Genomic DNA, 22,869 nt, shown 5'->3' with positions numbered 1-22,869 from the left:
GACGAGCATTTCGATTTCGATCTACCGACCGGCGCCTGGGTCGATCGGACAAGCGAATTCGAAAATCGGCGATTACGCCCTGCGATTTTAGGGACTAATCAAACGAGATCCTGATGAAAGATTGAGTCGCATTGGCTTAGCGGGTGGTGAGATCGAGCGTCGCGGTCGCGAGCCCATCCGAGCTGGCGGAAACGGTTATCTTCCCGCTTTCCCCCTTTTCGGGACGTACGATTGCGAGGGCTTTGCCGTAGAAGAGCTCGCGCGTGGGGGAGCTGAAAGAGACGAAGGAATGCGGATCGCCATTTCCGGAAGCTTCGAAGGCTCCTGCGCCGGACACTTCGATGGTGACGAGATTGTCGGCGAGCGGGCAGACGCGGCCTTTTGCGTCCACAGCTTCCACGGTGACAAACGCGAGGTCCTTGCCATCGGCCTGCAGCTGCTTGCGATCGGCGGAAAGTCGCAAGGCCACTGGTTTCCCGGTGGTTTCCACCTTGGCGACGCCGATCCGTTTGCCGTCTTTGTAGGCGACGGCTTTGAGGGTGCCTGGCTGATAGCTGACCTGGTCCCAGCGCAGACGATAGTCATAGGTGATGTCGTAGTAGTCGTTGGTGGTGGGCTGATCGTATACGCGGAAATCCGCGAGCCCTGGAATGGCGTCTCCAGTCCTTTCGTGAAAGGTGAGTCTGAGCCACTTCGCTTGGGCGTCGAGGTGGTGTAGGATGCGCTGGGTGCCCTGCCATGGGTCCAGCTGGGAGGCTGCTTTTTCCACGATGGTCTGCCAATTCTCTCCGTCGGTGGACGCTTGGATGTGGTAGGCGAAAAGGTGCTCCTTCTGGCTCGTTTCGAGCTGGATGGTTCTGACCGCGCTTTTCGAGGGAAGCTCGATAGTCCACGAAGGCGTTTCATCCTCAGGGCTAGCGGTCCAAGCCGTGTTTAGGTCGGAGTCGATGGCCTTGCTCGCTTCAGCTCCCGAGCTGGCGAAGGCTTTTCCCTCTAGAGCGAGGTTGGGCGAGCGTTCCGGGCGGTTTCCTTTGACGCGTTTGCCTAGCGATTTGCCATTGAGAAACAGCTCCGCCGAGTCGCCGTTGGTGTAGACGAATACCGGCACGTTCTGGCCTTCGCGACCTTCCCAGTTCCAATGCGGAAGGATGTGCACGGTATTCACATCGTCACGCCAGTGGGATCGATATAGGTAGAAGCGGTCCTTTGGGAAACCGCAGAGGTCGACGATGCCAAAGTAGGAGCTGCGCGATTCCGCGTCGTGCGGAGTCGGCTCTCCGATGTAGTCGAATCCGGTCCAGACGAATTCGCCCGCCACGTAGGAGTCCTTTTCCATCAAGTCGAATTCCACGTCGACCACGTCCGACCAGAAGGCCGCGTTGAGATCGTAGGAGCTGATCTTGTACCCGTCGCCGTAGTCGGCAGGACGGCTGGGAAACTCCGGATCGTAGTAGCCACGGGTGCTGACCGCGGAGGCGGATTCGCTGTAGATGATGGGCTTTTCCGGCCAAACCTCGCGATAACGGGCGTAGCGTCGGGCGTAGTTCCAGCCGGCCAGGTCCATGGAGGCGAAATTCTCGCCATCGACGAGCGAGGGAATGTGGCACGCCATGCCGATGGGACGCGTGTCGTCGACGTTGCGCATGAAGCCCGCCATCATGGCTGCGCGCGCCGGAGTGACGCCTTCTCCCTCGTCGCCTCCGCCAACTTCGTTTCCGAAGGACCAGACCACTACGCTCGGATGATTGCGGTCGCGTCGCATGGTATTCTCGATCTGGCGAAACGCGAAGCCCGGCAGGGGCGGGTCGAAATCGTCGCGCCCGGCGGTCCAGGCCCACTTGTCGAAGACTTCGTCCCAAACCACAAGTCCTAGCTCGTCGCAGAGCCTTAGAAAATCCTTGGCAGGCGGATTGTGGGAGGCGCGGATGGCGTTGACGCCCATCTCCATCATGATCTCCAGCTGACGCCGCATGGCGGTGGAGTTGTAGGCCATGCCGATGGGACCAAGGTCGGAGTGGAGATTGACGCCGTACAGCTGAACGCGACGTCCGTTTAGATGGAACCCGTCGTCGGCGGTGAACGCGAAGGTGCGGAAGCCAAAGCGTTCCTCCTTTTGGTCGAGCACGGTCCCCTCCGCATCCATGATTTTCACCACGGCGGTGTGCAGGGCGGGATCGTCTACGTCCCACAATCGAGGGGTTTCCACTTCGAGAGACACCTCGCGATGGGTGGTGGCGCCGCTCAAGGCGTTGGAAGAAAGGGTCTGGCTCGCGAGCGTTTTGCCGTCGGGCGAGAGGATGGAGGCCTCGATGGTGAGCGACTGATCGGTGTCGCTGTGATTTTCGATCTCTATGCCGAGCATGGCGGTCTTGGCAGGCAGGCCGAGAAGCTCGTCGCCATCGGTGGATACGGAAAGCCCCCAGTGGGCGAGGTGGACAGGGTTTTCGATGCTCAAAAAGACGTCTCGGTACAGGCCGGCGCCTGGATACCAGCGCGAGGACCACTTGCGCGTGTCGAGCTTGACTGCGAGAACGTTGCTTTCCCCGAACTTCGCCGCATCCGAAATGTCGATACGAAACGGCGTGTATCCGTAATCCCAGGATCCAACTTCCTCGCCATTGAGATAGATGACGGGAAACGCCATGGCGCCATCGAAATCCAAGTAGACCCGCTTACCGGCGTCGCTCGCGTCAAGCTCAAGCTCGTAGCGGTACCAGCCAACGCCTTGCCAAGGCAGCTTGCCGGTGCCGCCATGCTTTTCTGTGTCGAACTCGCCACCTGCTGCCCAGTCGTGCGGCATGTGGATGCGTTCGCCGTCGAAGGAGTCGACGGAAAGCGCGGCTTGCGGGGATTCGAGCTCGCCGAGGTGGAATAGCCAGCCGTCGTCAAGCAACTGTGGGTCGCCGGCCAGGAGAATCTGCGAAGCTAAGCAGCTCGCTGCGAAGATGAGGGTGCGGGTGAACAGTGTCATAGGGGGGTCTCGAGTTACGGGAGTAAGTTTAACGGTAAATCCGGTGTCAAGATTGAAGGCCAATGCTTGGCTGAAATCCTTGAATAGGGAACGCGCGCGCGCCTTCGGTTTGCGGGACGCGGAAGGCGGTTTTCTCCCGGCTAGAGGCTTTTAGCGATCGCTTGTAGCTTTTCGATGTCGGGCGAGACGATGACCGGGAGGTGGCGGGTGATGGTTTCGATGGGCCAATCCCACCATTTGATTTCCAGCAGGGATTCGATGGCGTCTTGCTCGAAGCGCCGCTTGATCACCTTGGCGGGGTTGCCGCCGACCACGCAATAGGGCGGCACGTCCTTCACTACCACCGAGCGGGACGAAACCACGGCTCCGTCGCCGATATTGACGCCCGGCATGATCAGGGCGTCGTAGCCGATCCAGACATCGTTTCCGACGATGGTGTCGCCTTTGTATGGCAGATCTCCCGGTTTTGGCATGACGGATTCCCAGCCGTTTCCGAAGATCTGAAAGGGGTAGGTGGAGAGGCCGGACAGTTTGTGGTTGGCCCCGTTCATGATGAACTTGGCCTGGCGAGCGATGGCGCAGAATTTTCCGATGACCAGCTTGTCGCCGATGAAGGGAAAGTGGTAGAGCACGTTGCGTTCGAAGCCTTCGGAATCGTCCGGATCGTCGTAGTAGGTGTAGTCGCCGACGACGATGTTGGGATTGGAAACGGTGTTCTTGATGTAGCAGATTTGTGGGAATCCTTCCATCGGGTGAGGATTCGAGGGATCGGGTCCGTTCATGGAAAGCAGGGTTCAGTTGGCTAGGAGGGTTCGCGAGGCGGGTCGGATTGGAAATCTGTATCAGAAAAGCGGTGACATTGTCTGGGACGAGGGCGCGCGAGTGGAGCGTCGGCGGATGCGGGAAAGGGCTTCGGGTGTGATGCCGATGTAGAGTGCGATGTCTGCCTGGGTGACGCGATCTAGCCAGGCCGGTTTCGTCTCGAAAAGAGAGCGGTAGCGCTGTTCCGGGCTCAGGCAGAGAAACTCGAATTCGCGGCGTTCCTTCTTGATGGCTAGATCGATCAAGGTGTGCAGGGCTTCGTTGGCGAGTTCCAGGTCGCTTGACGCGATGGACTCGAAGCAGTCGAAGCTGAACTGGACGAGCTCGCAGTCTTCGGCGGCGACCACGGAAAACGGATTTGGCATGGCGTGCGTATTCGCCCGCAGCGATCCGATGATTTCGCCCTCCGCGATGAAGGATTTGATGCGTTCGCTCCCGCTTTGAGTCAGATAGTAGGCCCGGAGCACTCCGCGCTTGACGAAGGCGAGGCGGCTCAGGTCGTCGCCTTGGCGAAAGAAATGGCTCCCTTTTGAAATCGTGACGGGCGTGCCGTGGCGTTGAAGGAATTCGGAGAAGCGCATCTTGGAGGGAGTTGGAAAAAGTTAACCCAAGTTAAGGCGAACGGTAGGGCGAACTGCTAGACTCGCAGGCCTTATCTGAATCGTTTAAACCCTACTGAAAGGAGACTGATTGTGGAGCTAAAAGGAAAGGAAATCGTTTTGACCGGGGGAACTTCCGGCGTGGGCCTCGCTTTGGTGGAAGCTTTGCAGGCGGACAATACGCTTCTGGTGATCGCGCGACAGAGCGAGCGCTTGGAGGCCTTGAAAACTCGTAAAGAAAATGTGGATACGTTAGCTTGCGACCTAGGGGATGCGGATCAGTTGAGACGCTTGGAGCAGAGCTCCTGGATCTTCGAGGGAGTGGACCTGCTGATAAACAATGCGGCGATTCAGGTCTCGGACGGTTTTCTCTCGCAGCGTTACGATTTCGAATCGATGGAAAGGGAATTGAGGCTCAATCTACTGGCGCCCGCTTGTCTGACCAAGCTCGCGGCCTGCGAGATGAGTCGACGCGACAAGGGAGGAGCGATCCTAAATGTGGGTTCGGCCTTGGCGATCGCTCCCAAAGCGAGCTCGCCGATGTATTGCTCGACGAAAGCTGGACTGCGCAGCTTGTCGCGATCGATTGGATACCAGTTGTGGGATCGAGGAGTGAGGGTGTTGCATGCCATGCTGCCGCTGGTGGATACGGCCATGACCGCTGGACGAGGCAAGGGCAAGATCACCGCCGAGCAAGCGGCAAAAGAGCTGATCGAAGTCGTGGAAGAAGAGCGGGTGGACGCGGCGATTGGCAAGGCCTGCCTGTTGGCGGCGATCGATCGCGTCAGCCCTCGGATGGCCCAGCGTTTGATGCGGGCCGTGTGAGGGGCGGCGCCGCTGAGGAGGAGCTCCAGCGGAAGTAGGGTTTTTGGAGCCTTCCGCAGGAAGGCGGCTACGGAAAGCTGGCTACGGAGGGCTAGCCACGGAGGGCTGGCCGCGGAGGGCGGCCGCGGGGTTGCCTAGACGTACTTGTTTTTCAGCACGACGCGGGAGCTGGAGCCGTCGAGGGCGACTTCCTTGACCGCGAGGGAGATGCGGTTTTCCGCGTCGAGCTTGTTCCAGTAGAGTTCTAGCGTCTGTTCCGCAGTGTCCGCGATGGGGAGCAGGAGCGGATCGACGTCGAAGGTCGGCAGCGGGTTTCCGTCTCCCATGTAAGTGGTGAGGCCGTAGCCGATGCCGTTGGCGGGAGCTTGAGGAAAGTAGTAGTGGCGATCGGTGAAGGTCGGGTCGATCTTGTTGGCCTTGAGGATGGATAGACCGATCTCCGGCTGCGCTCCGGTGAAATCCAGCATGCCGGTGATGCGCGGGGTGTAGTTAGGGGCGTCTGGCTCGCGCTCGCGAGAGGCGAGGGCGTCTTTCATGCTTTTCCCGGCGGCGAGTCCGTCGCAGAGGGTGCGGGTCTGATCCCCGTTGCTGAGCAGAAACGTTCCAGGGAGCTCCAGCATGGCTTCGTAGATGATGAGGCTCGGGTCTTCCACCTTGGATGGGTCGAAGGGTTCGGTTCTCAGGGTGGATCCCTCGAGCGCGAACTGGCGATTTCGGCTATTGGGGCTGCGGCCCATGATCCAGTAGACCTGCTGCCAGGCGGAGCCGTTTGCGGCCTTGCCGATGATCAGTCCGCGTCCCGGGTAGGGATTGTCGGCGACGTGGGATTGCAGAGTGGCGTTTGCGATTTCGGTTGCGCTCATGGTTGAAAAAAGGGTGCAAGAAAAGGCGAGCAGGGAGCGCTGGCAACCGTTTTTGCTTAGTCGGTGTATCGGGATCGTTCCCGGTCTCGGAAGACGAAGAGCTTCTGGCCGATGAAGTTCCAAACTGCCCAGACGAAGGTGGCGGCGATGAAAGCCGGATTGGAGCCGTTCGCATCGGCTGCGGTCAGATCGTGCACCACGCTGTTGATGGCCCAGCCGCTGAAGTAGAGCAGGGAGAAGCGGATGGGTTCGGCCGGGTTGAAGCCGCGATTTCGAAACGTGAAATGCTTGTGAGCGAAGTAGGCCCAGATGAAAATGCAGGCGAAACTGAGTCGTTTCGCCCAAGAGCTGTCGAGGCCGGCGATTTCCGTGAGCAGCTGATAGATGCCGTAATCGATGCCGAGCGAGATTCCGCTGACCAAGGCGAAGCGCGTGACTTGTCGAAGGGTGCGTTGGAGTTCTTCCATGGACAGGGGTTGAGTCGGATCGTTTCGGCGGAGCTAAGAGGCCCGCACGGAGCAAGGCAAATGGATTCTGTCCGAGCTTCCAGCGGGATGTTCCTTGTTGCGCGGATGTTGCGGCATGGGCAGGTCGCTTGACTTCTGGAGCCACGCCACTCACTTAGAGCGCTTCTTATCGATATGAAGACGTTTCAGCAGCTCGGAGTTTCGCCCGCACTCATCAAGGGGATCACGGAAAAGGGAATTTTGGAACCCACTGAGATTCAGGAGCGGGCCATCCCGTTTTTGATCAAAGTGGGGCACGACTTCGTGGGTCAGGCTCAGACAGGCACGGGCAAAACCGCCGCCTACGGCCTGCCGCTGCTGCAGCGCATCGATCCGGCTGACAAGCGCATCCAAGGGTTGGTGCTCGCACCGACTCGCGAGCTGGCCAAGCAGATCGCCAAGCAGCTCTTTCACTACACGAAGTATACCGAGAAGATCTTCACCGAAGCGGTCGCCGGCGGCGAAAAAATGGAACAGCAGATCGCGGCCCTCAGCCGTCCGACCCACATCGTGGTAGCCACGCCTGGCCGTCTGATCGAGTTGCTCAAGCGGCAGGCCCTCGACTTGGAGGCGTTGCAGTACCTGATCTTGGACGAGGCGGATGAGATGCTGAACATCGGCTTCAAGGAGGACATCGACACCATTTTGGAATACACCCAAGGGAGTCGCCGCACTTGGCTCTTTTCCGCCACCATGCCGAAAGGCGTGCGCCGCATCATAGCCAACTACATGTCGCCCAACGCAGAGAGCGTGCAGATCGACGGCAAGAATCCGGTCAATCGAAACATCGAGCACAAGTATGCGATCTGTCGCATCGAGGAGAAACCGGAGGAGATCGCCACCTTCATCCACGCCCAGAACGGGCGCAGCGGAGTGGTTTTCTGCCGCTCTCGGGCCGGCACGGAAAACCTCGCTCGCGAGCTAGCGGAGCGCGGAATAGAAGTAACCACCTTGCAAGGCGAGCTCTCGCAGAAGGAGCGCGACAAGGTCATGCGAGCTTTCAAGAAGAAGCGGGTGCAAGTGCTGGTTTCGACTGATGTTTCCGCTCGCGGCATCGATGTGGAAGACCTCGCTTTCGTGGTCCACCACCAGCTCCCGGACCAGATCGAGTACTACACCCACCGAAGCGGCCGCACAGCCCGCGCCGGGCGCAGCGGTCTCTCCATCGCCTTCATCACCAGCAGCGATTTGAAGCGACTCAAGGAATTCGAGGCCGAACTGCACATCCGCTTCCAGCGGGTGGGCTAAAGAGGAAGCCCTTCGAGAGGTCGAGAGGCATTCCGTAGGAAACCGTCTGACGGTGGGGCGGCGCTACTGGTCGTCCTCCTCCAGCTCGTCGTCTTCGATGAGGCGGATGGCGACGTTGCGAAATTCGATGTCGGCGCCTTCCGCCTGAATGGTGATGAAACCGGAGCTCACGCTGGCGTCCGTGCCCTTGTTAACCAGCTCTCCGTTGAGCATCACTTTGATGGTGTCCTTCTTGGCGGTGATGAGCATCTCGTTCCATTCGCCCGGCTTTTTCTCCAAGTCGTCCTCAAGCTTGGTGCGGCGGTTTCGTTCCGTGGCTTTCTCGGGGATTTGCGACTCCTCCTCGACTTCGATCTTGTGATTCATCAGCCAAAAGTCGCCCACGTTTTCGTGCTCGAGCTGAACTTCGATGCACTCCGGCCAGATGCTGAAGGAAGTGTAGCTTGTACTATGAAGTTGGATACCGCTGTTTCCTGGCTCGTCGGGCCAGCGAAATTCGAGCTTCAATTCGTAGTTCTCGTATTCGTCCAGGGTTTGAATGTAGCCGTTGGGATGATCGGCGCCCTTGATTAGGAGCCCGCTGTCGTCCTTGAAGATGAAAACCTCCTCCGGGTCCACGTCCTCCTCTTCGAACGCGAAGTAGAAGTCGTCGTGGGTGTAGCCTTCGAAAAACGGTTCCCAGTTCTCCTCCGCGGCGACGCAGGAGAGGCTGGCGGCAAGCAGGGTGGCGACAAAGAGAGATGCTTTCATAAGGCGGATGTTTTTTTCGGGGGTCCTTTTAGGTTGCTCGCTAAGCCTAGCCTATCCGGGGGCTTTGGCAAGCGCGCGAGTCGCGCAAGCTTCGATCCGGCGGTTTTATTTGGAAATCGTGGCTCCCTTTGGCCCGTTTGCTTGGCATGGAACGCAAGCGTGCTTCGGACTTCGATCAGGGCCTTCTCAACTTATTCGATAAATACGTGCACGGTTTGATCGACCGACGGCGTTTCATGAAGGATGCCAGCAAGTACGCGGTGGGTGGACTGACGGTGGGAGCTCTCATGGAAAGTTTGAGTCCGAACTATGCCCTGGCCCAGCAGGTCGATCCAGACGACCAACGCATCGGTTCGACCTATCTGACCTATCAATCGCCGGAGGGTCATGGCGAGATGCGCGGCTACCTGGTGTGGCCGAGCAACGCCTCCGGTCCACAGCCAGGCGTGCTGGTGGTTCACGAGAACCGAGGCTTGAACCCGTACGTGGAAGACGTGACCCGCCGCCTCGCCGCTGCAGGTTACGTAGCGTTCGCGCCCGACGCCCTGTGGCCTCTTGGCGGGTATCCAGGAAACGATGACGACGGTCGGACCATGCAGCGCAAGCTCGATCGCATGGCCATCGTGGAGGATTTTATCGCCGGGGCGAAAACGCTCAGCGAACACGAGCGATGCAACGGCACCATCGGCGTGGTGGGATTTTGTTTCGGCGGCTGGATGTCCAATCACCTCGCATGGCGCATACCCGAGCTGATCAAAGCAGCGGTGCCTTTCTACGGAGGGCAGCCAAGCGCAGAGGAGACGGCGAAAATCGAGGCGGCTTTGCAGCTCCACTACGGCGAACTTGACGAGCGGGTGAACGCCGGTTGGCCGGCTTATGAGGCTGCTTTGAACGAGCATGGTATCGAGCATGAAGTCTATTTTTACCCGGGCGCGAATCATGGTTTCCACAACGACACTACGCCGCGCTACGACGAGGAAGCAGCCAAGCTCGCCTGGGAGCGAACGCTGCGCTTTTTCGATTCGCGCCTGAGGGGCTAGTTAGTCCGCAGCATCGTTGCTGATCGGGTTCGTTCATCCATGGACGAGCTCCTTTTGAGGTTGCGTTTCCCATCCGCCACCGCGTGCTAGGGGGCGATGGATGATTCGCCTTCCAGATTATCGTCACGCGTCGCGCGCACGCAGGTATTGCGTAGTGAAAATGGGGATACGCGCTACGAAGAGGATCGAGTGGCGATCGAGGAGCCTTTGGAGATCGCGGTTTCGCTACGCGGCCAGCTCCATTCCATGGGCGTCGCTTTTCGCACGCCGGGCGAGGACCAAGCCTTGGCTCTCGGCATGCTTGTGAGCGAAGGCATCGTCCGAGGGCGATCCGATGTTCTGGGGGTTGATTTGAAACGGGAAGAGGACGCGACGCTACCTGCAACGCGAATCACGGTGACGCTGGCGGACCACGTGGCGTTCGACATGGAGCGCTATCGAAGAGTGTTCCCGATCAGCTCCGCCTGCGGCGCTTGCGGCAAGAGCGCTTTGGAGGCGCTGCGCATCGAACGAGTCGGACCGTTTCACCCCAGCGAAGGGATTCGGCTTGGCCAGTCGTCCTTGCTAAGTTTGCCGGATCGGCTCCTGCAGCGACAAGCGGACTTTCAGCATACCGGAGCCCTGCACGCAGCGGCTTGTTTCGATGCGGAGGGAGAGATCCTTCATGTGGCGGAGGACATCGGCCGGCACAACGCCCTCGACAAACTGATCGGGCAGAGACTGCTCTCGGGCGAGAAAAACTGCCATGAAGCCGGGCTGCTCTTTAGCGGACGTGTTGGATACGATCTGATGCAAAAGTCCCTCCAGTCGGGCTGCGCTTTTCTGGCCAGCATCGGTGCGCCGTCCAGTTTTGCTGTGGAGTTGGCCAACGTTTACAAAATGACTTTGGTCGGCTTCCTGCGCGACGGGCGGTTTAATGTGTACAGCGGGCCGCATCGTATTCAGATTTCCTGATAGTCGCTTGTGCCCCATGACTGACCCCCAACCGAACGCCGAAAATCCTGAAGCGTTGGCGGATTTGGAAAAACGCTCTCCTGCGAGCAAAGCAGGTGGTGCTCCGTCCATCTACCACGCCATGCGCGCCATCGCCAACCAGCCTGGGTTGATGAGAGGCGGCGAGGCGCTGCTAAAGCTCAACCAGAAAGGTGGCTTCGATTGCCCGAGCTGCGCCTGGCCGGACCCGGACGGGCACCGCAGCACTTTTGAGTTTTGCGAAAATGGGGTCAAAGCGGTGGCCAGCGAAGCGACGAAGAAACGGGTCGACGCCGCCTTTTTCGCACGCTATACGATTTCGGAGCTGTCTGAGCAGAGCGACTACTGGCTCGACCAGCATGGACGACTCGCCGAGCCCATGATTCTGAAGGAAGGATCGACGCGCTACGAACCGATTGGTTGGGACGACGCTTTCGACGACATCGCCAACGAACTGCGAAATCTGAAAAATCCCAACGACGCGATCTTTTACACCTCGGGGCGGGCGAGTAATGAAGCGGCTTTCGTTTACCAGTTGTTCGCTCGGGCTTTTGGCACGAACAACCTGCCGGATTGCTCGAACATGTGCCACGAATCGAGCGGAATGGCCTTGTCTCAGTCCATTGGCATCGGGAAAGGCACCGTCACGCTCGAGGACCTTCGTGAAGCCGAGCTCATTCTCATCGTCGGTCAGAATCCCGGTACCAACCACCCGCGCATGCTCACAACCTTGCAGCAAGCCAAAGAACGCGGAGCCACGATTGTATCCATAAATCCATTGCGTGAAGCTGGATTGGTGGCGTTCGCCCATCCGCAGAAGCCCTCGCAGGTGATGGGCGCGAAGACGCCGCTTGCAGACTGGTTCATTCAAGTGCCGATCAATCGCGACCAAGCCCTGTTTCAAGGCGTAGGGAAGCGTTTGCTGGAAATGGCCAAGAGCTATCCGGGTGTGCTCGACGACGCATTCATCGAGGACTTAACGGATGGTTTCGATCAGTATCGCTCCCACCTCGAAGCTTTGAATTGGGAGGCTGTGACCCGTCTGGCTGGCGTGTCTTACGAAACCATCGATCGCCTCGCTCAGCTTTTTCGAAAGAGCGAGCGCATCATTTCGTGCTGGGCTATGGGACTGACCCAGCATCAGAACGCCGTCGGCACCATCCGGGATTTGGCGAACCTGCATCTTCTGAGAGGAGCAATCGGACGAAAGGGGGCCGGACTCTGCCCGGTGCGTGGCCATAGCAACGTGCAGGGCGACCGAACCATGGGGATTTGCGAATACATGCCGGAGTGGTTTCACAAGAAACTGGAACAAGGTTTCGGCATCTCATCGCCTCGCGAGCTCGGTCTGGATACGGTCAGGGCGATTCGAGCAATGCGGGAAGAACCCGGCAAGGTGTTTTTCGCCCTCGGCGGAAATTTCCTCTCCGCGACACCAGATACTGAATACACAGCGAAGGCTCTACGGGCGTGCAGGTTGACAGTTCATGTATCCACCAAGCTAAACCGATCGCATTTGGTGACAGGCAAACGGGCTTTGATTCTTCCCTGCCTCGGCCGCAGCGAGCGTGACCTTCAGGAAAGCGGTCTCCAGTGGGTGAGCGTGGAAAATTCCATGGGTATCGTGCACTCCTCGTCCGGAACGCTGACTCCGGCTTCCGATTGTTTGCGAAGCGAGGTGTCTATCGTCTGCAACTTGGCTCGACGGACTTTGGGTGGAGCAAACTCCATCGATTGGGGGCGCTTTGAGAGGAATTACGACGAGATTCGCAGCGCAATCGAATCGGTTGTTCCGGGATTCGAAAACTACAATTCGCGCGGGCGGCGGCCTGGCGGTTTCTACTTGCCGAATCCAGCCAAGGAACGTCGTTTCAATACCAAGACGGGAAAAGCGAATTTCAGCGTGAGCCATCCCGTCGGCGCCAAACCAATGAGCAATCGTCTCATACTGATGACGATCCGGAGTCACGATCAGTTCAATACGACGATCTACGGCATGGACGATCGCTATCGAGGCATTCACGGAGAGCGGAGGATTGTCCTGATGAATCGGAGCGATATGGCCCGCATCGGGCTGAAGGCCGAGGAAAAGGTCGATGTGGTTTCGTTTTTCGCGGGCGAGCAGCGCTGGGCGCGGTTGTATTTGGCGATTCCCTACGATATTCCAAGAGGTTGCGTGGCGATGTACTTTCCGGAGGCGAACGTATTGGTACCTATCGATCATGTGGCGAGCGGCAGTTTTACGCCTGCCTCGAAATCGGTAGAAGTGGAAATTAGAAAGCATAGGAAAAAATGACTTGGTCTGCAGAATCCCTTTCGTCGCTGCCTTGCAAGGATGGCTTCCGCATGCGTGGCGAGGCCATGACGCGCATGGAAGTCTTTTCGGACGCCGCCTTCGCGTTCGCCGTTACGAGTTTAGTGATGTGGACAGTGACGATCCCTGGCAACTACGCCGAACTGCTGGAAGCGTTGAAACGCGTGCCCGGTTTCGCGCTTTGCTTCGCTCAGATTGCGGTATTTTGGATCGCTCATCGATCTTGGAGTCGCCGATACGGGCTGGAGGATCGATGGACCACAGGTCTGACCCTGTTTATGATCTTCACCGTGCTGGTATACGTTTTTCCACTACGGTTGATATTCTCTACCTTTCTAAGCTGGGCGACACAAGGCTGGGTGCCTCAGGATTTCGAAGCTAACGAGGCGTTTGAGGTGAAAGGGCTTTTCGCGATCTACGGGGTTGGTTTCATGGCTCTGACAGGCAGCTTGATGGCCCTGTACTGGCGGTCCTATCGCTCTCGCGAGGAGCTTGGCTTGAACGAGATCGAGCTGGCTCTCACCAGAACGGGCATAGCGATCTGGCTGACGCAATTTTTGGTCGGCCTGCTGTCGACCTTGTGGGCGGCTACGATGCCTGAACGCATTGGCGTCTACGCGGGCTTCGCCTATTTTCTTCTTCCCATCGCCATGGCGATCATCAGCCGACATTATGGAAAGAAACTCGCGGCGGCGCGAAACGGCTCTGTCGCCGAGGAGACGTCGATGCTGGAGTCCGGCCCGGCAGCGGCTGGGAGCGATCGTTGATTAGCTGTGAGATGGCGGCACGGTTAGGGTTCGCAGCAAGCTGTTGGCGATCACCTTGGCGTAGAGCTCCGCGTCCAGCTCCAAGTCCAGCTCCTGACTTAGCTCGATCTCTATTCCGATGTATTGACTATCAGGATACTGCCGACGCAATGCTGTGGTGTGCCCGTCTTCGCGGCCGTGGTAGGGCTCGTTTTCTCGAATGGTCAAGTCGGGAAGCACCCTCTTGAGGTTGCGCAGCCAGGCGCGAGCGACGGCGCTTTCGCGGCTTCGCTGGTCGTCGAAGAGGACGCCGAGATCGACCTCGCGCCTCTGGCCGAGAAAGACCTTGGTGAAGCTATGTAGGGAAAGGTGAACGACAGTGTTGCCGGCGGAGATCTGCTTTCGGATCAACTGCTGCGTTTCGCAGCGGAAAGGCGCGTAGTGATCGTTTATCAGGTCGATTTTCAGTCCCTCGCTTGCCGCGAAGACCGGCGGACTGAATAGGGAGGCGCTTCCCAGCGAGCGATTCAGGTCTATGGCGAGACGCGTGCAGGTGCCAAGCAGCAGGGAGGACTCGAGACGACTGGCCAGTTCGACGCCGATGGCTTTCGTTCCCGGATCGTAGATTTGGTGCGTTTCGGAGCTGGCGATCAGTCCGGTCAGCAATTCGATGCAGCTGCGCGGAATGACGTCGGTGGCATGTTCTGCCGTAACGATGAAGCTGTATCCAGGGATGGGAACGGTTTGCATGAAAGGGGAGAACGAATCCCTAGCGATTGTTTGGGACGAAGGGTTTGCCTTGCGCGAGGCAGTTGGCTAGCTCGCGCAAGGCGGTTTCGAGTTGCTTCTGCGTCGGGGTGGCTCCGACGTGATTGAGCAGTCGTTCCGCCAGGTTGCCTTCCTGCAGCACGTAGCCGAGAGCCTCCTTGCGCTTGGACACGCGAGGATGCTGCTTCAATTCGTCTACCACTCGGTCCCAGAGCTCGCCCACGGTGGTGGCTTTGGCGTTCAGCTGGAAAACGTCCGCCAAGTCTCGCAGATCCAGATCGGCTTCGAAGCCGTCCTGAGCGATGGCGAGCAGTTGTTGCTTGCGTCGCTCTGGCGGATAGCGCCTCGCCAGCGTCTTCAGTTCATCGATGTCGAGAGAGCACAGCTTTTCCAGCAGAGCGATGATCAGCGAGCAGATGCCAATATCCTGTGTCGGACATTCCTGCGTATCCAAAAGTCGGATTTCGATGGCGTTTCGATCGAAGCGAGCGATAGCCCCGCGCGAGTTTAGCCACTCGTACTGGAGGATGCCGTCGGGGTCGAGCGGAGCGATCGCGGCGTAGGTTTTCTGCAGAATCTGGCTTTGGTATTCCGCGTAGGAGAAAACCGGCTCTGGAATGATGGAGCCGATGATTTCCGGGACCTTGATCTGGTTGTTTTTGTAGACGAGTATGCGCGTATCCAAAGATCCACGATGCTCCCCTTCGATGAACGGGCTGCTTGCGCAGAGGGCGGGCAAGTACGGCAGGATGAGGATGATCGCGGCGTGCAGACGAGCGAACTCCTGCTCGTTGGCGAAGGGCAGATTGATGTGGCAGCTCTGAAGATTGAACCAGCCGTGGCTCTTGCAGGAGAAGATGCGATCGTAGGTCTCGTAGATGGTGCGGTCGCCCTTGCTCCAGGTGCGCCCTTCGATCTCCGGATTCATGAACGGGTGCATGCCGCCGGGCGCCAGCATGGCGTTCTGCGTGGCGAGCCGCTTGTTCATCTCCGTGATCGCTGCCGCGAAATCGTTTTCCAGTTTCTCCAAGTCGCTGGTGGGAGCGGCTGTCTTGAACTCGAGCACGTGGGTGGCGAGCTCGTTGGAAACGTCGATCGATCCGAGCGAGACTTCCTGAACGGTGTTTCCGTCCGCATCGAGCAGGATGGATTCGGCGATGGGACGGGGGCGAAGGCTGTCGCGATCGACGATCATGTACTCTAACTCGATGCCGAAGGCTTGGAAGAGGGACAAGGTTGGACGGTCAGTGGTGATCATTTGAAGTCTGGTCGTGTGAGCAGTTATGAGGATGGTTCATTCTGTTGAGAGGCGCGTTCTCGCTTCGCTTCGAGACGCTTCAAAAAGGTGTTCATGATGGCGAGGTAGAGCTCGTCTCCGATGAGCTCGTCCTCCACGCCAGCGTCGATGCTGGGATTGTCGTTCACTTCGATCACCATGGCGGTGTCGCCGCTTTGCTTGATGTCCACGCCGTAGAGGCCCTTTCCGATGAGCGAGGAGGCTTTGAGAGCGGTATCCAGCACCACAGCGGGAACTTGATCGATCGGCACTCCGTTGCTGTCGCCTGTCGAGTCGGCTCCCTTTACCGCGTGATTGTAGATCTGCCAGTGCCCTTTGCTCATGTAGTAGCGGCAGGCGTACAAGGGTCTTCCGTCGATGATGCCGATGCGCCAGTCGAATTCCGTCGGCACGAATTCCTGGGCGATGAGGATGCTGGAGGTGCCGAGCAGCTCCTTGCAGAGCGTGAGCAGCTCCTCCTCGCTCTTCACCTTGTGCACGCCGATGGAGAAGGAGCCGTCGGGGATTTTAACCACTAGCGGAAAGCTGAAGGTCGGAGCGACTTCCTGGAGGTTGCGTCGGGTGATCAGGGTCGATCGAGGTGTCGGGATGTTGCGGGTCCTGAGCAGTTCGGCCAGGTAGACCTTGTTGCAGCAGCGGCGGATGGATTCGGGATCGTCGATGACCACCATGCCGGAGCGTTCGGCCTTGAGGGAGAAGCGTATGGTGTGATTGTCCAGTCGGGTGGTTTCGCGCATGAACAAGGCGTCGAACTCCATCAGGCGCGGCAGGTCGCGCGGCGAAATGATTTCCGCTCGCATGTCGAGCGTCTGGGCCGCTTTGCAGAACTTGGCCAAAGCGCCTGCATCCGAGGGGGAGTTCGCCTCCTGCTCGTTCACCAAAATGGCGATTTCGTAGCGATAGGTCTTGTTCGGATTGTCGCGGCGCCAGCGCTTGTGCAGCATGGAGTCGAGCTGTTCCTTAATGAAGTCGTGGTGCTCCTCTGGGGTCTGGTGCAGGCCCAGCTGCACGACTTCCTTGAGCTTCCATTTGCCGTCCTTCTTGTGGAACTGGTACTGAACCAGAGGGCAAGGGAAGAGCGCGTATAGCCGCTTAGCGAGCTTGTCGTAGGATTTGGCCAGGTTTTTTCCGAAGTAGACGCTGAGGGTGAAGTGCGAGGCCAGCAGGCGTCGGAAGGAGGACTGGATCAGATCGTCGTGTTCGCGGATGGCGTCTCGGATCAGCAGCTTGCTCTCGAGTTGATGCAGCGTCTTCGCTTCCGGGATGGCTCGGTGATCTCTGGCATCAGCGAGCAAGGAGACGTAGTAGCTGGTCGAAAGGGCCTTGCGATGAGAGCAGAGGTTGACGATCTTGAGACGCTTTCGCTCAGCGTATTCGGTAGATAGATACACGCTCGAGGTGATGATCGGAAGCGATTGAAAGCGTTCTGGGATTTTTGAAAGTGAGTCGACAACGATGCGAAAAGGTGAGTCGACGAAGGAAGTGCCGTTTTTCATGATTGGAAAGCGGGGCTAGCTTTTTGTGGGAGTAGGGGCTTCGATGACGAGCAGGTTGGCGTCGTAGGTGACGATGCCGAGCATGATGGCGTTGATCAGGCGCTGGACATCGACCGAGTAGAGATGCGTGTCGGAAAGCGGATTCTTTCGGTAAGGATCCGCTACATGGACTTCGCGGGAATCCGCGTTGTATCCAAAAAGCGTTACGAAATGGCCTTCGACCTCGCCGTGCACGTCGTCGTCCTTGCCCGATCGTTTCACGCGCGCGTTGCGGTAGAGATGGGTCGAGTTCAGCCCGGCGATGATGGGGTGATTTTGCAGCAGAAGCGATTGCAGCAGATCGGTGGTGAGTTCGTCCTGTCGCACCGTGCCGCCGAGTTCCAGAAACGCGATGTAGGCGCTGAGGTTTGCGCGTCCGCGCTTGCTGGTGAGCTGGGAGAGGCGCTGGCGCAGCTTTTCCTTCAAATCCTCTCGGCTCAGTTGCCTCCATGTGGGATCGAACACGCGAAGGTTGTAGCTGTAGATGGTGGCTTTGTATCCGCGTTGGAGAGCATGGTTGGCGAGGATGACGGAGTAGGTGCCACCGTCCGGATTTTCCGGAATGGTGTCGATGACTTCTTCGAGCGAGGAATTGTCGCCAAGGTGTCGATACACTGCGTAGAGGCAGGTCGGACCGCAAGTTGATTCGGTCGGTTGGGCGACGATCGAGAAGTTCGGTCGTGGAGCGTTGGTATTCATGTCGGTGCGCTGAGAGGCGCGGGTGGTGTATAGCAAAGTTAGCGCCGATTCATTCAGGCGACGTTACGACATCCATGTTGGTGGCGAGATCCGTCTGAGCTTGGACGTAGGCGTGTTCCTTGGCTTTTTCAAGTTGAGCTTGGTAGCGCCGGATCTGCTGGGAGGAGAGCGTGGCGATGTGGCATACCGGCTCGCCCGGCTTGACCGCTGGCATGGTGGCCATGCCGATGGCGATGCCGTTGGTGGGGCTGGTGATGATGTTCTGCTCCATGCCAAGAATGCTGTAGTTGGTGGCGATAGGCTGGTTTTCCGTTACGAATTCGCCGGGACTGATGTGAAACTTCAGAATGCCTCCCACCGTGGCGCGGACCCATTGCGTCTTGCGGATGATGGCCTGATAGGGCGGTGGGGTGACCTTGCCAGCCAGCATTCCTAGGTGGATGAGCACGTTGCGGATGCCTTGCACGCCGATCTGGAGCACGCTGGGCTCGATCTTCCACGGCTCGCCTGCTTCGAGGATGATGGTGGGGCAGCCGGCCCGGGCGCATTCGCGACGAAAGGATCCCAGCGGTCCTTTTCCGTCGATGACAAGGGCGCAGCCGAAAGCCCGAGCCAGCTTGCGGATCTCCAGGTTGGCGAGATCCGCTCGCACGTTGGGAAAGTTGGTGCGCTGGAAGGCGGCGGAGTGCAGGTCGATGCCGAAGTCGCAATTCGCGGTGATTTCGCTCATCAGGGTGTGAGCGATGCGCGAGGCCATGCTGCCGCGAGGAGCCCCGGGGAAACTGCGATTCAGGTCGCGACGGTCCGGCAGGTAGCGCTGGTTGTTCTCGAAGCCCAGCACGTTCACCACCGGTACGAGAATGAGGGCTCCCTTTTCGATCTCGCAGGTGTCGCCGAAGAGAAAGTCGTGAATGATGCCGGTGCCATTGATCTCGTCGCCGTGGATGGCGGCGGTCACGAACACGCGCGGACCCGGCTTCTTGGCTCGAATGACGCGCACCGGCATGCGTACCAGATCGCCCGTGTAGGTCTCGGAGAGCCTCAGGCCGATGTCCTTGGTTTCTCCCGGGCGGATGGTGACTCCGCCGATTCTAAGCGTTCTTCTCTTCATTCGGAGACGGATGGTCGGTGGCGGCGGTGGAGCCCTCGCTAGCGGGCTTCTTTTTCTTTTTGCGACGTTTTGGTCGAACCAAGGTAGGCAGGTGGCTTTGCAATGCGCTTTTCAGCCCGTAGCAGAGCAGCGAATCGCCGGCTTCGATGATCCGAGTGCCCTTGGGGTTGGCGATATGGTCGGGCCCGCGCACGATGCGCAGGATAACGATATCCCGCTCGCGAAGCCCGGATTCGGAAATGGTCTTCCCAGCGATCTGAGCGTTGGGCTCCACCGTGAATTCGGTCACGGAGTAGCCTTTGGTGAGGGAAAGGCGCTCCCGCACGTCGAAGTTTCCGAAGCGGATCTGCTCTTCTAGGTACTTGACGATCTCGGTGGCGATGTCGACTCCGCTCGCTTTTTCGATGCCTTCGAGGCCGGGCGAGGAGTTTACCTCCATGATAACTGGTCCGTCCTTGCCCTCGAGCATGTCGACGCCTGCCACGTGCAGGTTGAGGATCTGTGCGGCTCGAACCGCCGTGCGCTCGTATTCGGGATCCAGGTCGACCGCTTGGGTCGCTCCGCCCCGATGCACGTTGCTGCGAAACTCCTGGCCGGCCGCGGTGCGTCGCATGGCGGCGACCACGCGATCGCCGACTACGAAGGCTCGAATGTCACGTCCTTTGGATTCGGATACGAACTTCTGCACCAGCACGTTCTGCTTCACGCTGGAGAGGGTTTCGATGATCGCTTCCGCGACCTTGTTGCTCTCCGCTAGGATGACGCCGATGCCTTGCGTGCCGGAGAGCAGCTTGATGACGACAGGAGCGCCGCCCATGGCTTGGATGGCGTGCAGAATGTCCTTCTGTTCGTAGACGAACGCGGTTTCCGCGATGCCGATGTTGTGGCTGGAAAGCTCCTGCATGGACGCCAGCTTGTCGCGCGAGGCCATGATGGCATCGGCTGTATTCAAGCAATAGGTACCGATCTGCTCGAATTGTCTGACGAGGGCGGTTCCGTAGAACGTAATGGAAGTGCCGATACGCGGGATAACCGCGTCGTAGTGGCTGATCTGCTTGCCATAGTAGGTGAGGTCCGGTCGTCCAGCTTCGATGTACATGCCGAACTTCATGGTGTTGAGGACCTTCACCTTGTGGCCGCGCTGTTCGGCGGCTTCTCGTAGGCGACGAGTGCTGTAGAGGCGGGGTCCGCGGGAGAGGATGCCAATCTTGAGTTGTTGCATCTGAAAGTGTGGTTGGATGGTTAAGAGAAAGCGGTGTGGTTTCTAGCGGCCTGCCGCCTCTCGAGTTCGCGCTGGCTAGCCGCGCTTGAGTTTTGGTTTTCGATTGGGGCGGGTGAGGAAGGAGCTGGAGCAATCGACCAGAAAATCCTCCTCAAGAGCTTTTCGGCCGAGCAGCATGCGGCATTGCATGTGGCGGCGATTGCTGAGGCTGAGTTCGATCTCCTTGGTCACGTCACCGACGCGTACCGAGGTGGTGACGAAGTAGCGCTCGTGCTGCTGCCCGTTGCTGGAACGCACATGGGTCTGGTGCGCGATATCGGCCACGATGGTGCGGCGCAGCTGACCTGTGCGCCTATCGGCGGCGACATCGAACTGGACGCGTCCATCGGGGAGTTCGACGATGCGTTCGACATCGATGGCGGATCGTCTGGCGCCGGTATCAGCTTTTGCTGTGATATCGATGATGCCCCACTCGGGCAAATCTATAGACTCCTTCCAGCCGATAGTCGTCGGGTGGTCTTTGGACATTTTATATGGGAAACGAAAGCGTAAGCGGCAAATCGCGAGCTCGCCTTCCCCTTGTCGTGAACGATGAAGCGCGAGTTTTGCCGCTGTGAAGAATCAGTTTTTCGCGAAAGCGCAAGCGCGATTTGGAGAATATTCGAGCCGGACCGCCGAGGGGCGAAGCGGGCGAACCTCCTTTGGGGGGGAAGCGAATGGGCGATGAGGCGGCGTTAGGGCTTGTGGACGGATTTCTTGGCGAGGTGGAGGATGAGATTTCCATCCATGTAGTATTCGATGTAGTTTCCGGTGGTCTCGACCCAATCGGTGTATTCGTTGGGCGCTTTGCCTTGGTTGGCCGGGGAGATGAGCTCGTACTCGCCATTGAACCACTTTCTGTATCCGGACTTCAGGGACGAGGAGTTCTTGAGCGTGATTTCCTTCTCCTTGAAATCGGGATTGAGCAGCAGGTAGATGCGGCCGTTTTCCTCCACTTTGACATCTTTGACGATGTTGGCGTCGCGGGCGAGGGCCACGTAGGGACCGAACTGCTGCAGGCTCGCCTCTTGCGCTGGAGCGAGCGAGGCCACGAAGAGGCAGGCGATAAGGGAGGCGGCGAGACGGGCGAATGCGGTCATTTGAACGAAGCGTGCTGGATTGGTTGCGAGGGGTTTACTCGTTGCGTCGCGGCCCGGCAAGTGAACTCCGGAGCGCGATGTCGAGGGACAGCAAACGCCAAGCCTTTCGAAATTGCGATTCGAAATCGTGGAAAGCGCGGGCAATTTTTCCGGCTGCCGGGCCGTGGCCGTGAAAATGTCCCTACTGGGAGGGCTCCACGGGCGATGCCGTCAGCCGGGCGAAGAGCGTTCCACCCGCTAACGGAGCGGTGGCGCTCTGGCGGTTTCCGTTCGGCTCCGCCTCGAAGCTCAGAGTGCTGAGGACCTGATCGAATCGAGGCGATTCGGACAATTCGACCTGCAGTTGGTAGCCGATGGTGTTGTCGCCTAGGGGGAACGAGAGGCGCAGTTCGTCCCCGGACGAGCCCTCTCCCCTGGCGGGACGAATGATCAACGAGGGCCGCGAACCGGCGAAATCGGGCTCGGTCTGGGCCAGAAACTCGAAAAGGTTGGCGAAGCCATCGCCATCGGGATCGGCGCCAGGCAGGCGCTGCTCCGCGGGAAGCCCGCTGCGCCCGAGAAATCCAGAAAGCGTTTGGGCGACTTGGAAGGCGACGGGTTCGCTCGAGACTTCGCCCGCGGCATTGCTGGCCACCACGTGATAGGAGCCGCTGTCGTCGAGCCCGGCGGCTGGGAAACGCAATTCGTTTTCCGTGGCTCCGTCGAGGGGCGAGCCATCCTTGTACCATTGGTAGCTCACGCCGTTGGAGGGATGGATTTCTACGCGAAAGGAGAAGGTGGAGCCTTCGCCAACGCGGCCTGGCTCGGGTGGCGTGTCGATGGTCGGCGGCTCGGAGGAGGAGCCAACCTGCACGCTGTCGATGACTTGACGGAAGGTGTCGACGGGTTGGCTGAGATCGCCGTAGCCGAGGCGCGAGTAGAGGAGCTCCCATTGTTGGTGGGAGGGCGAGTTGGCCACCCCGTTGATGATTGCGAAGATCGGCTGGTCGGATGGCTGGAAGCGCGAAGCGACGCCGCGATCGAAGTCGTTGAGCACCAAACCGAGTCCGTAGCTGTCGATAAACTCTTGGCTGAGCTCCTCCGCCCCGGCCTGCAGGTTGAGACCGATGTGCGTCACTGGAGCCCCGTGAGGATTGCGACCGTCGCTGGTGCCGTAGTGGGTGACGATGCCAGAGTGAATGTCTTCCGCCGCGGCCTGGCAAAAGGGGCACCAGTAGGCGAACCACTCCAGAAAGACGATCTGACCTTCGAAATCGTAGAGCGAAACCGTCGCGCCGGTGGCTCTGTCCACTAGGGTGAAGTCGCTGACGATGTCGCCCGTTTGGTATTGCTGAGCTTGCGCGGTAGCGAGAAACAGGAGACAGGACAGCAGGGCCGCGAGTGTGATTTCCTTTTTCGCGAAGCGAGTGCGAGACGGAGTCTGGATGCGGTGTCTAGGCATG

General features: G+C 58.9%; 21 protein-coding genes. 6 read left to right on the top strand and 15 right to left on the bottom strand.

The window, feature by feature from the left end:
- Positions 1-136: 136 nt before the first annotated feature.
- The 3 genes from QEH54_RS02805 to QEH54_RS02795 all read right to left on the bottom strand — a co-directional run bounded on the left by QEH54_RS02805 (position 137) and on the right by QEH54_RS02795 (position 4,374).
- Positions 137-2,971, bottom strand: coding sequence for a glycoside hydrolase family 2 TIM barrel-domain containing protein (locus QEH54_RS02805; protein WP_309017101.1), 2,835 nt, complete (start codon positions 2,969-2,971; stop codon positions 137-139).
- A 140-nt stretch (positions 2,972-3,111) separates the two neighbouring features.
- Positions 3,112-3,753 (bottom strand): Vat family streptogramin A O-acetyltransferase, encoded by a 642-nt coding sequence (locus QEH54_RS02800; RefSeq protein ID WP_309017100.1) that lies wholly within the window; start codon positions 3,751-3,753, stop codon positions 3,112-3,114.
- A 60-nt stretch (positions 3,754-3,813) separates the two neighbouring features.
- Positions 3,814-4,374 carry a Crp/Fnr family transcriptional regulator gene (locus QEH54_RS02795; RefSeq protein ID WP_309017099.1) on the bottom strand — a complete coding sequence of 187 codons (561 nt, stop codon included), beginning with the start codon at positions 4,372-4,374 and terminating at the stop codon, positions 3,814-3,816.
- Between the two features lie 111 nt (positions 4,375-4,485).
- On the opposite strand from QEH54_RS02795, the gene QEH54_RS02790 reads away from it, so the two are divergent.
- Positions 4,486-5,217, top strand: coding sequence for an SDR family NAD(P)-dependent oxidoreductase (locus QEH54_RS02790; RefSeq protein WP_309017098.1), 732 nt, complete (start codon positions 4,486-4,488; stop codon positions 5,215-5,217).
- 134 nt (positions 5,218-5,351) lie between these two features.
- Here QEH54_RS02790 and QEH54_RS02785 read toward each other — a convergent pair whose 3' ends face one another.
- Together QEH54_RS02785 and QEH54_RS02780 are read right to left on the bottom strand one after the other, a co-directional pair.
- Complete coding sequence (locus QEH54_RS02785; protein ID WP_309017097.1) at positions 5,352-6,080, bottom strand: IMP cyclohydrolase; 729 nt, start codon at positions 6,078-6,080, stop codon at positions 5,352-5,354.
- A 56-nt stretch (positions 6,081-6,136) separates the two neighbouring features.
- Positions 6,137-6,547 (bottom strand): GtrA family protein, encoded by a 411-nt coding sequence (locus QEH54_RS02780; RefSeq protein WP_309017096.1) that lies wholly within the window; start codon positions 6,545-6,547, stop codon positions 6,137-6,139.
- Positions 6,548-6,721: 174 nt separating this feature from the next.
- Between QEH54_RS02780 and QEH54_RS02775 the strand changes: the two genes are divergently transcribed.
- On the top strand, positions 6,722-7,834 hold the full coding sequence (locus QEH54_RS02775) for a DEAD/DEAH box helicase (RefSeq protein ID WP_309017095.1): 1,113 nt from the start codon (positions 6,722-6,724) through the stop codon (positions 7,832-7,834).
- Between the two features lie 63 nt (positions 7,835-7,897).
- Here QEH54_RS02775 and QEH54_RS02770 read toward each other — a convergent pair whose 3' ends face one another.
- Positions 7,898-8,584 carry a DUF1080 domain-containing protein gene (locus QEH54_RS02770; RefSeq protein ID WP_309017094.1) on the bottom strand — a complete coding sequence of 229 codons (687 nt, stop codon included), beginning with the start codon at positions 8,582-8,584 and terminating at the stop codon, positions 7,898-7,900.
- Positions 8,585-8,730: 146 nt separating this feature from the next.
- On the opposite strand from QEH54_RS02770, the gene QEH54_RS02765 reads away from it, so the two are divergent.
- The 4 genes from QEH54_RS02765 (at position 8,731) to QEH54_RS02750 (ending at position 13,677) form a co-directional block, all read left to right on the top strand.
- On the top strand, positions 8,731-9,624 hold the full coding sequence (locus QEH54_RS02765) for a dienelactone hydrolase family protein (RefSeq protein WP_309017093.1): 894 nt from the start codon (positions 8,731-8,733) through the stop codon (positions 9,622-9,624).
- A gap of 96 nt (positions 9,625-9,720) precedes the next feature.
- Positions 9,721-10,578, top strand: coding sequence for a formate dehydrogenase accessory sulfurtransferase FdhD (gene fdhD, locus QEH54_RS02760; protein ID WP_309017092.1), 858 nt, complete (start codon positions 9,721-9,723; stop codon positions 10,576-10,578).
- Positions 10,579-10,594: 16 nt separating this feature from the next.
- The gene (locus QEH54_RS02755; protein ID WP_309017091.1) at positions 10,595-12,892 is read left to right on the top strand and encodes an FdhF/YdeP family oxidoreductase; all 2,298 of its coding nucleotides are present in this window, start codon (positions 10,595-10,597) and stop codon (positions 12,890-12,892) included.
- Complete coding sequence (locus QEH54_RS02750) at positions 12,889-13,677, top strand: TMEM175 family protein (RefSeq protein WP_309017090.1); 789 nt, start codon at positions 12,889-12,891, stop codon at positions 13,675-13,677. The genes QEH54_RS02755 and QEH54_RS02750 overlap by 4 nt, the downstream gene beginning before the upstream one ends.
- Here QEH54_RS02750 and QEH54_RS02745 read toward each other — a convergent pair whose 3' ends face one another.
- The 9 genes from QEH54_RS02745 to QEH54_RS02705 form a co-directional block, all read right to left on the bottom strand.
- A complete protein-coding gene (locus QEH54_RS02745) occupies positions 13,678-14,406 on the bottom strand; it encodes an N-formylglutamate amidohydrolase (protein ID WP_309017089.1) in 729 nt (242 codons plus the stop codon).
- 19 nt (positions 14,407-14,425) lie between these two features.
- Positions 14,426-15,682, bottom strand: coding sequence for a glutamate-cysteine ligase family protein (locus QEH54_RS02740; RefSeq protein WP_309017088.1), 1,257 nt, complete (start codon positions 15,680-15,682; stop codon positions 14,426-14,428).
- A 23-nt stretch (positions 15,683-15,705) separates the two neighbouring features.
- The gene (locus QEH54_RS02735; protein WP_309017087.1) at positions 15,706-17,217 is read right to left on the bottom strand and encodes a RimK family protein; all 1,512 of its coding nucleotides are present in this window, start codon (positions 17,215-17,217) and stop codon (positions 15,706-15,708) included.
- 15 nt (positions 17,218-17,232) lie between these two features.
- The gene (locus QEH54_RS02730; RefSeq protein WP_309017086.1) at positions 17,233-17,955 is read right to left on the bottom strand and encodes a C39 family peptidase; all 723 of its coding nucleotides are present in this window, start codon (positions 17,953-17,955) and stop codon (positions 17,233-17,235) included.
- A 49-nt stretch (positions 17,956-18,004) separates the two neighbouring features.
- Positions 18,005-19,066 (bottom strand): succinylglutamate desuccinylase/aspartoacylase family protein, encoded by a 1,062-nt coding sequence (locus QEH54_RS02725; RefSeq protein WP_309017085.1) that lies wholly within the window; start codon positions 19,064-19,066, stop codon positions 18,005-18,007.
- Positions 19,047-20,288 (bottom strand): 30S ribosomal protein S6--L-glutamate ligase, encoded by a 1,242-nt coding sequence (rimK, locus tag QEH54_RS02720; protein ID WP_309017084.1) that lies wholly within the window; start codon positions 20,286-20,288, stop codon positions 19,047-19,049. Before rimK ends, QEH54_RS02725 begins: the two co-directional genes overlap by 20 nt.
- Positions 20,289-20,363: 75 nt before the next feature.
- Positions 20,364-20,816, bottom strand: a complete 453-nt coding sequence (locus tag QEH54_RS02715) for a RimK/LysX family protein (RefSeq protein ID WP_309017083.1) — start codon at positions 20,814-20,816, stop codon at positions 20,364-20,366.
- Between the two features lie 206 nt (positions 20,817-21,022).
- Positions 21,023-21,427 (bottom strand): hypothetical protein, encoded by a 405-nt coding sequence (locus tag QEH54_RS02710; protein WP_309017082.1) that lies wholly within the window; start codon positions 21,425-21,427, stop codon positions 21,023-21,025.
- A gap of 181 nt (positions 21,428-21,608) precedes the next feature.
- Entirely contained in the window at positions 21,609-22,868 is a 1,260-nt protein-coding gene (locus tag QEH54_RS02705) for an immunoglobulin domain-containing protein (protein WP_309017081.1), read from the bottom strand.
- Between the last annotated feature and the right edge of the window lies 1 nt (position 22,869).

The organism is Pelagicoccus sp. SDUM812003 (assembly GCF_031127815.1).
Lineage (GTDB): Bacteria > Verrucomicrobiota > Verrucomicrobiia > Opitutales > Opitutaceae > Pelagicoccus.
This window is presented reverse-complemented; position numbering and strand designations above follow the sequence as displayed.

Bases quoted from the DNA above. Each gene is read 5' to 3' on its own strand.
- QEH54_RS02735 (WP_309017087.1), bottom strand. From the start codon at position 17,217: ATGAAAAACGGCACTTCCTTCGTCGACTCACCTTTTCGCATCGTTGTC.
- QEH54_RS02755 (WP_309017091.1), top strand. From the start codon at position 10,595: ATGACTGACCCCCAACCGAACGCCGAAAATCCTGAAGCGTTGGCGGAT.
- QEH54_RS02780 (WP_309017096.1), bottom strand. From the start codon at position 6,547: ATGGAAGAACTCCAACGCACCCTTCGACAAGTCACGCGCTTCGCCTTG.
- fdhD (WP_309017092.1), top strand. From the start codon at position 9,721: ATGGATGATTCGCCTTCCAGATTATCGTCACGCGTCGCGCGCACGCAG.
- rimK (WP_309017084.1), bottom strand. From the start codon at position 20,288: ATGCAACAACTCAAGATTGGCATCCTCTCCCGCGGACCCCGCCTCTAC.
- QEH54_RS02765 (WP_309017093.1), top strand. From the start codon at position 8,731: ATGGAACGCAAGCGTGCTTCGGACTTCGATCAGGGCCTTCTCAACTTA.
- QEH54_RS02795 (WP_309017099.1), bottom strand. From the start codon at position 4,374: ATGCGCTTCTCCGAATTCCTTCAACGCCACGGCACGCCCGTCACGATT.
- QEH54_RS02730 (WP_309017086.1), bottom strand. From the start codon at position 17,955: ATGAATACCAACGCTCCACGACCGAACTTCTCGATCGTCGCCCAACCG.
- QEH54_RS02750 (WP_309017090.1), top strand. From the start codon at position 12,889: ATGACTTGGTCTGCAGAATCCCTTTCGTCGCTGCCTTGCAAGGATGGC.
- QEH54_RS02805 (WP_309017101.1), bottom strand. From the start codon at position 2,971: ATGACACTGTTCACCCGCACCCTCATCTTCGCAGCGAGCTGCTTAGCT.
- QEH54_RS02710 (WP_309017082.1), bottom strand. From the start codon at position 21,427: ATGACCGCATTCGCCCGTCTCGCCGCCTCCCTTATCGCCTGCCTCTTC.
- QEH54_RS02785 (WP_309017097.1), bottom strand. From the start codon at position 6,080: ATGAGCGCAACCGAAATCGCAAACGCCACTCTGCAATCCCACGTCGCC.
- QEH54_RS02745 (WP_309017089.1), bottom strand. From the start codon at position 14,406: ATGCAAACCGTTCCCATCCCTGGATACAGCTTCATCGTTACGGCAGAA.
- QEH54_RS02705 (WP_309017081.1), bottom strand. From the start codon at position 22,868: ATGCCTAGACACCGCATCCAGACTCCGTCTCGCACTCGCTTCGCGAAA.
- QEH54_RS02775 (WP_309017095.1), top strand. From the start codon at position 6,722: ATGAAGACGTTTCAGCAGCTCGGAGTTTCGCCCGCACTCATCAAGGGG.
- QEH54_RS02715 (WP_309017083.1), bottom strand. From the start codon at position 20,816: ATGTCCAAAGACCACCCGACGACTATCGGCTGGAAGGAGTCTATAGAT.
- QEH54_RS02770 (WP_309017094.1), bottom strand. From the start codon at position 8,584: ATGAAAGCATCTCTCTTTGTCGCCACCCTGCTTGCCGCCAGCCTCTCC.
- QEH54_RS02740 (WP_309017088.1), bottom strand. From the start codon at position 15,682: ATGATCACCACTGACCGTCCAACCTTGTCCCTCTTCCAAGCCTTCGGC.
- QEH54_RS02800 (WP_309017100.1), bottom strand. From the start codon at position 3,753: ATGAACGGACCCGATCCCTCGAATCCTCACCCGATGGAAGGATTCCCA.
- QEH54_RS02725 (WP_309017085.1), bottom strand. From the start codon at position 19,066: ATGAAGAGAAGAACGCTTAGAATCGGCGGAGTCACCATCCGCCCGGGA.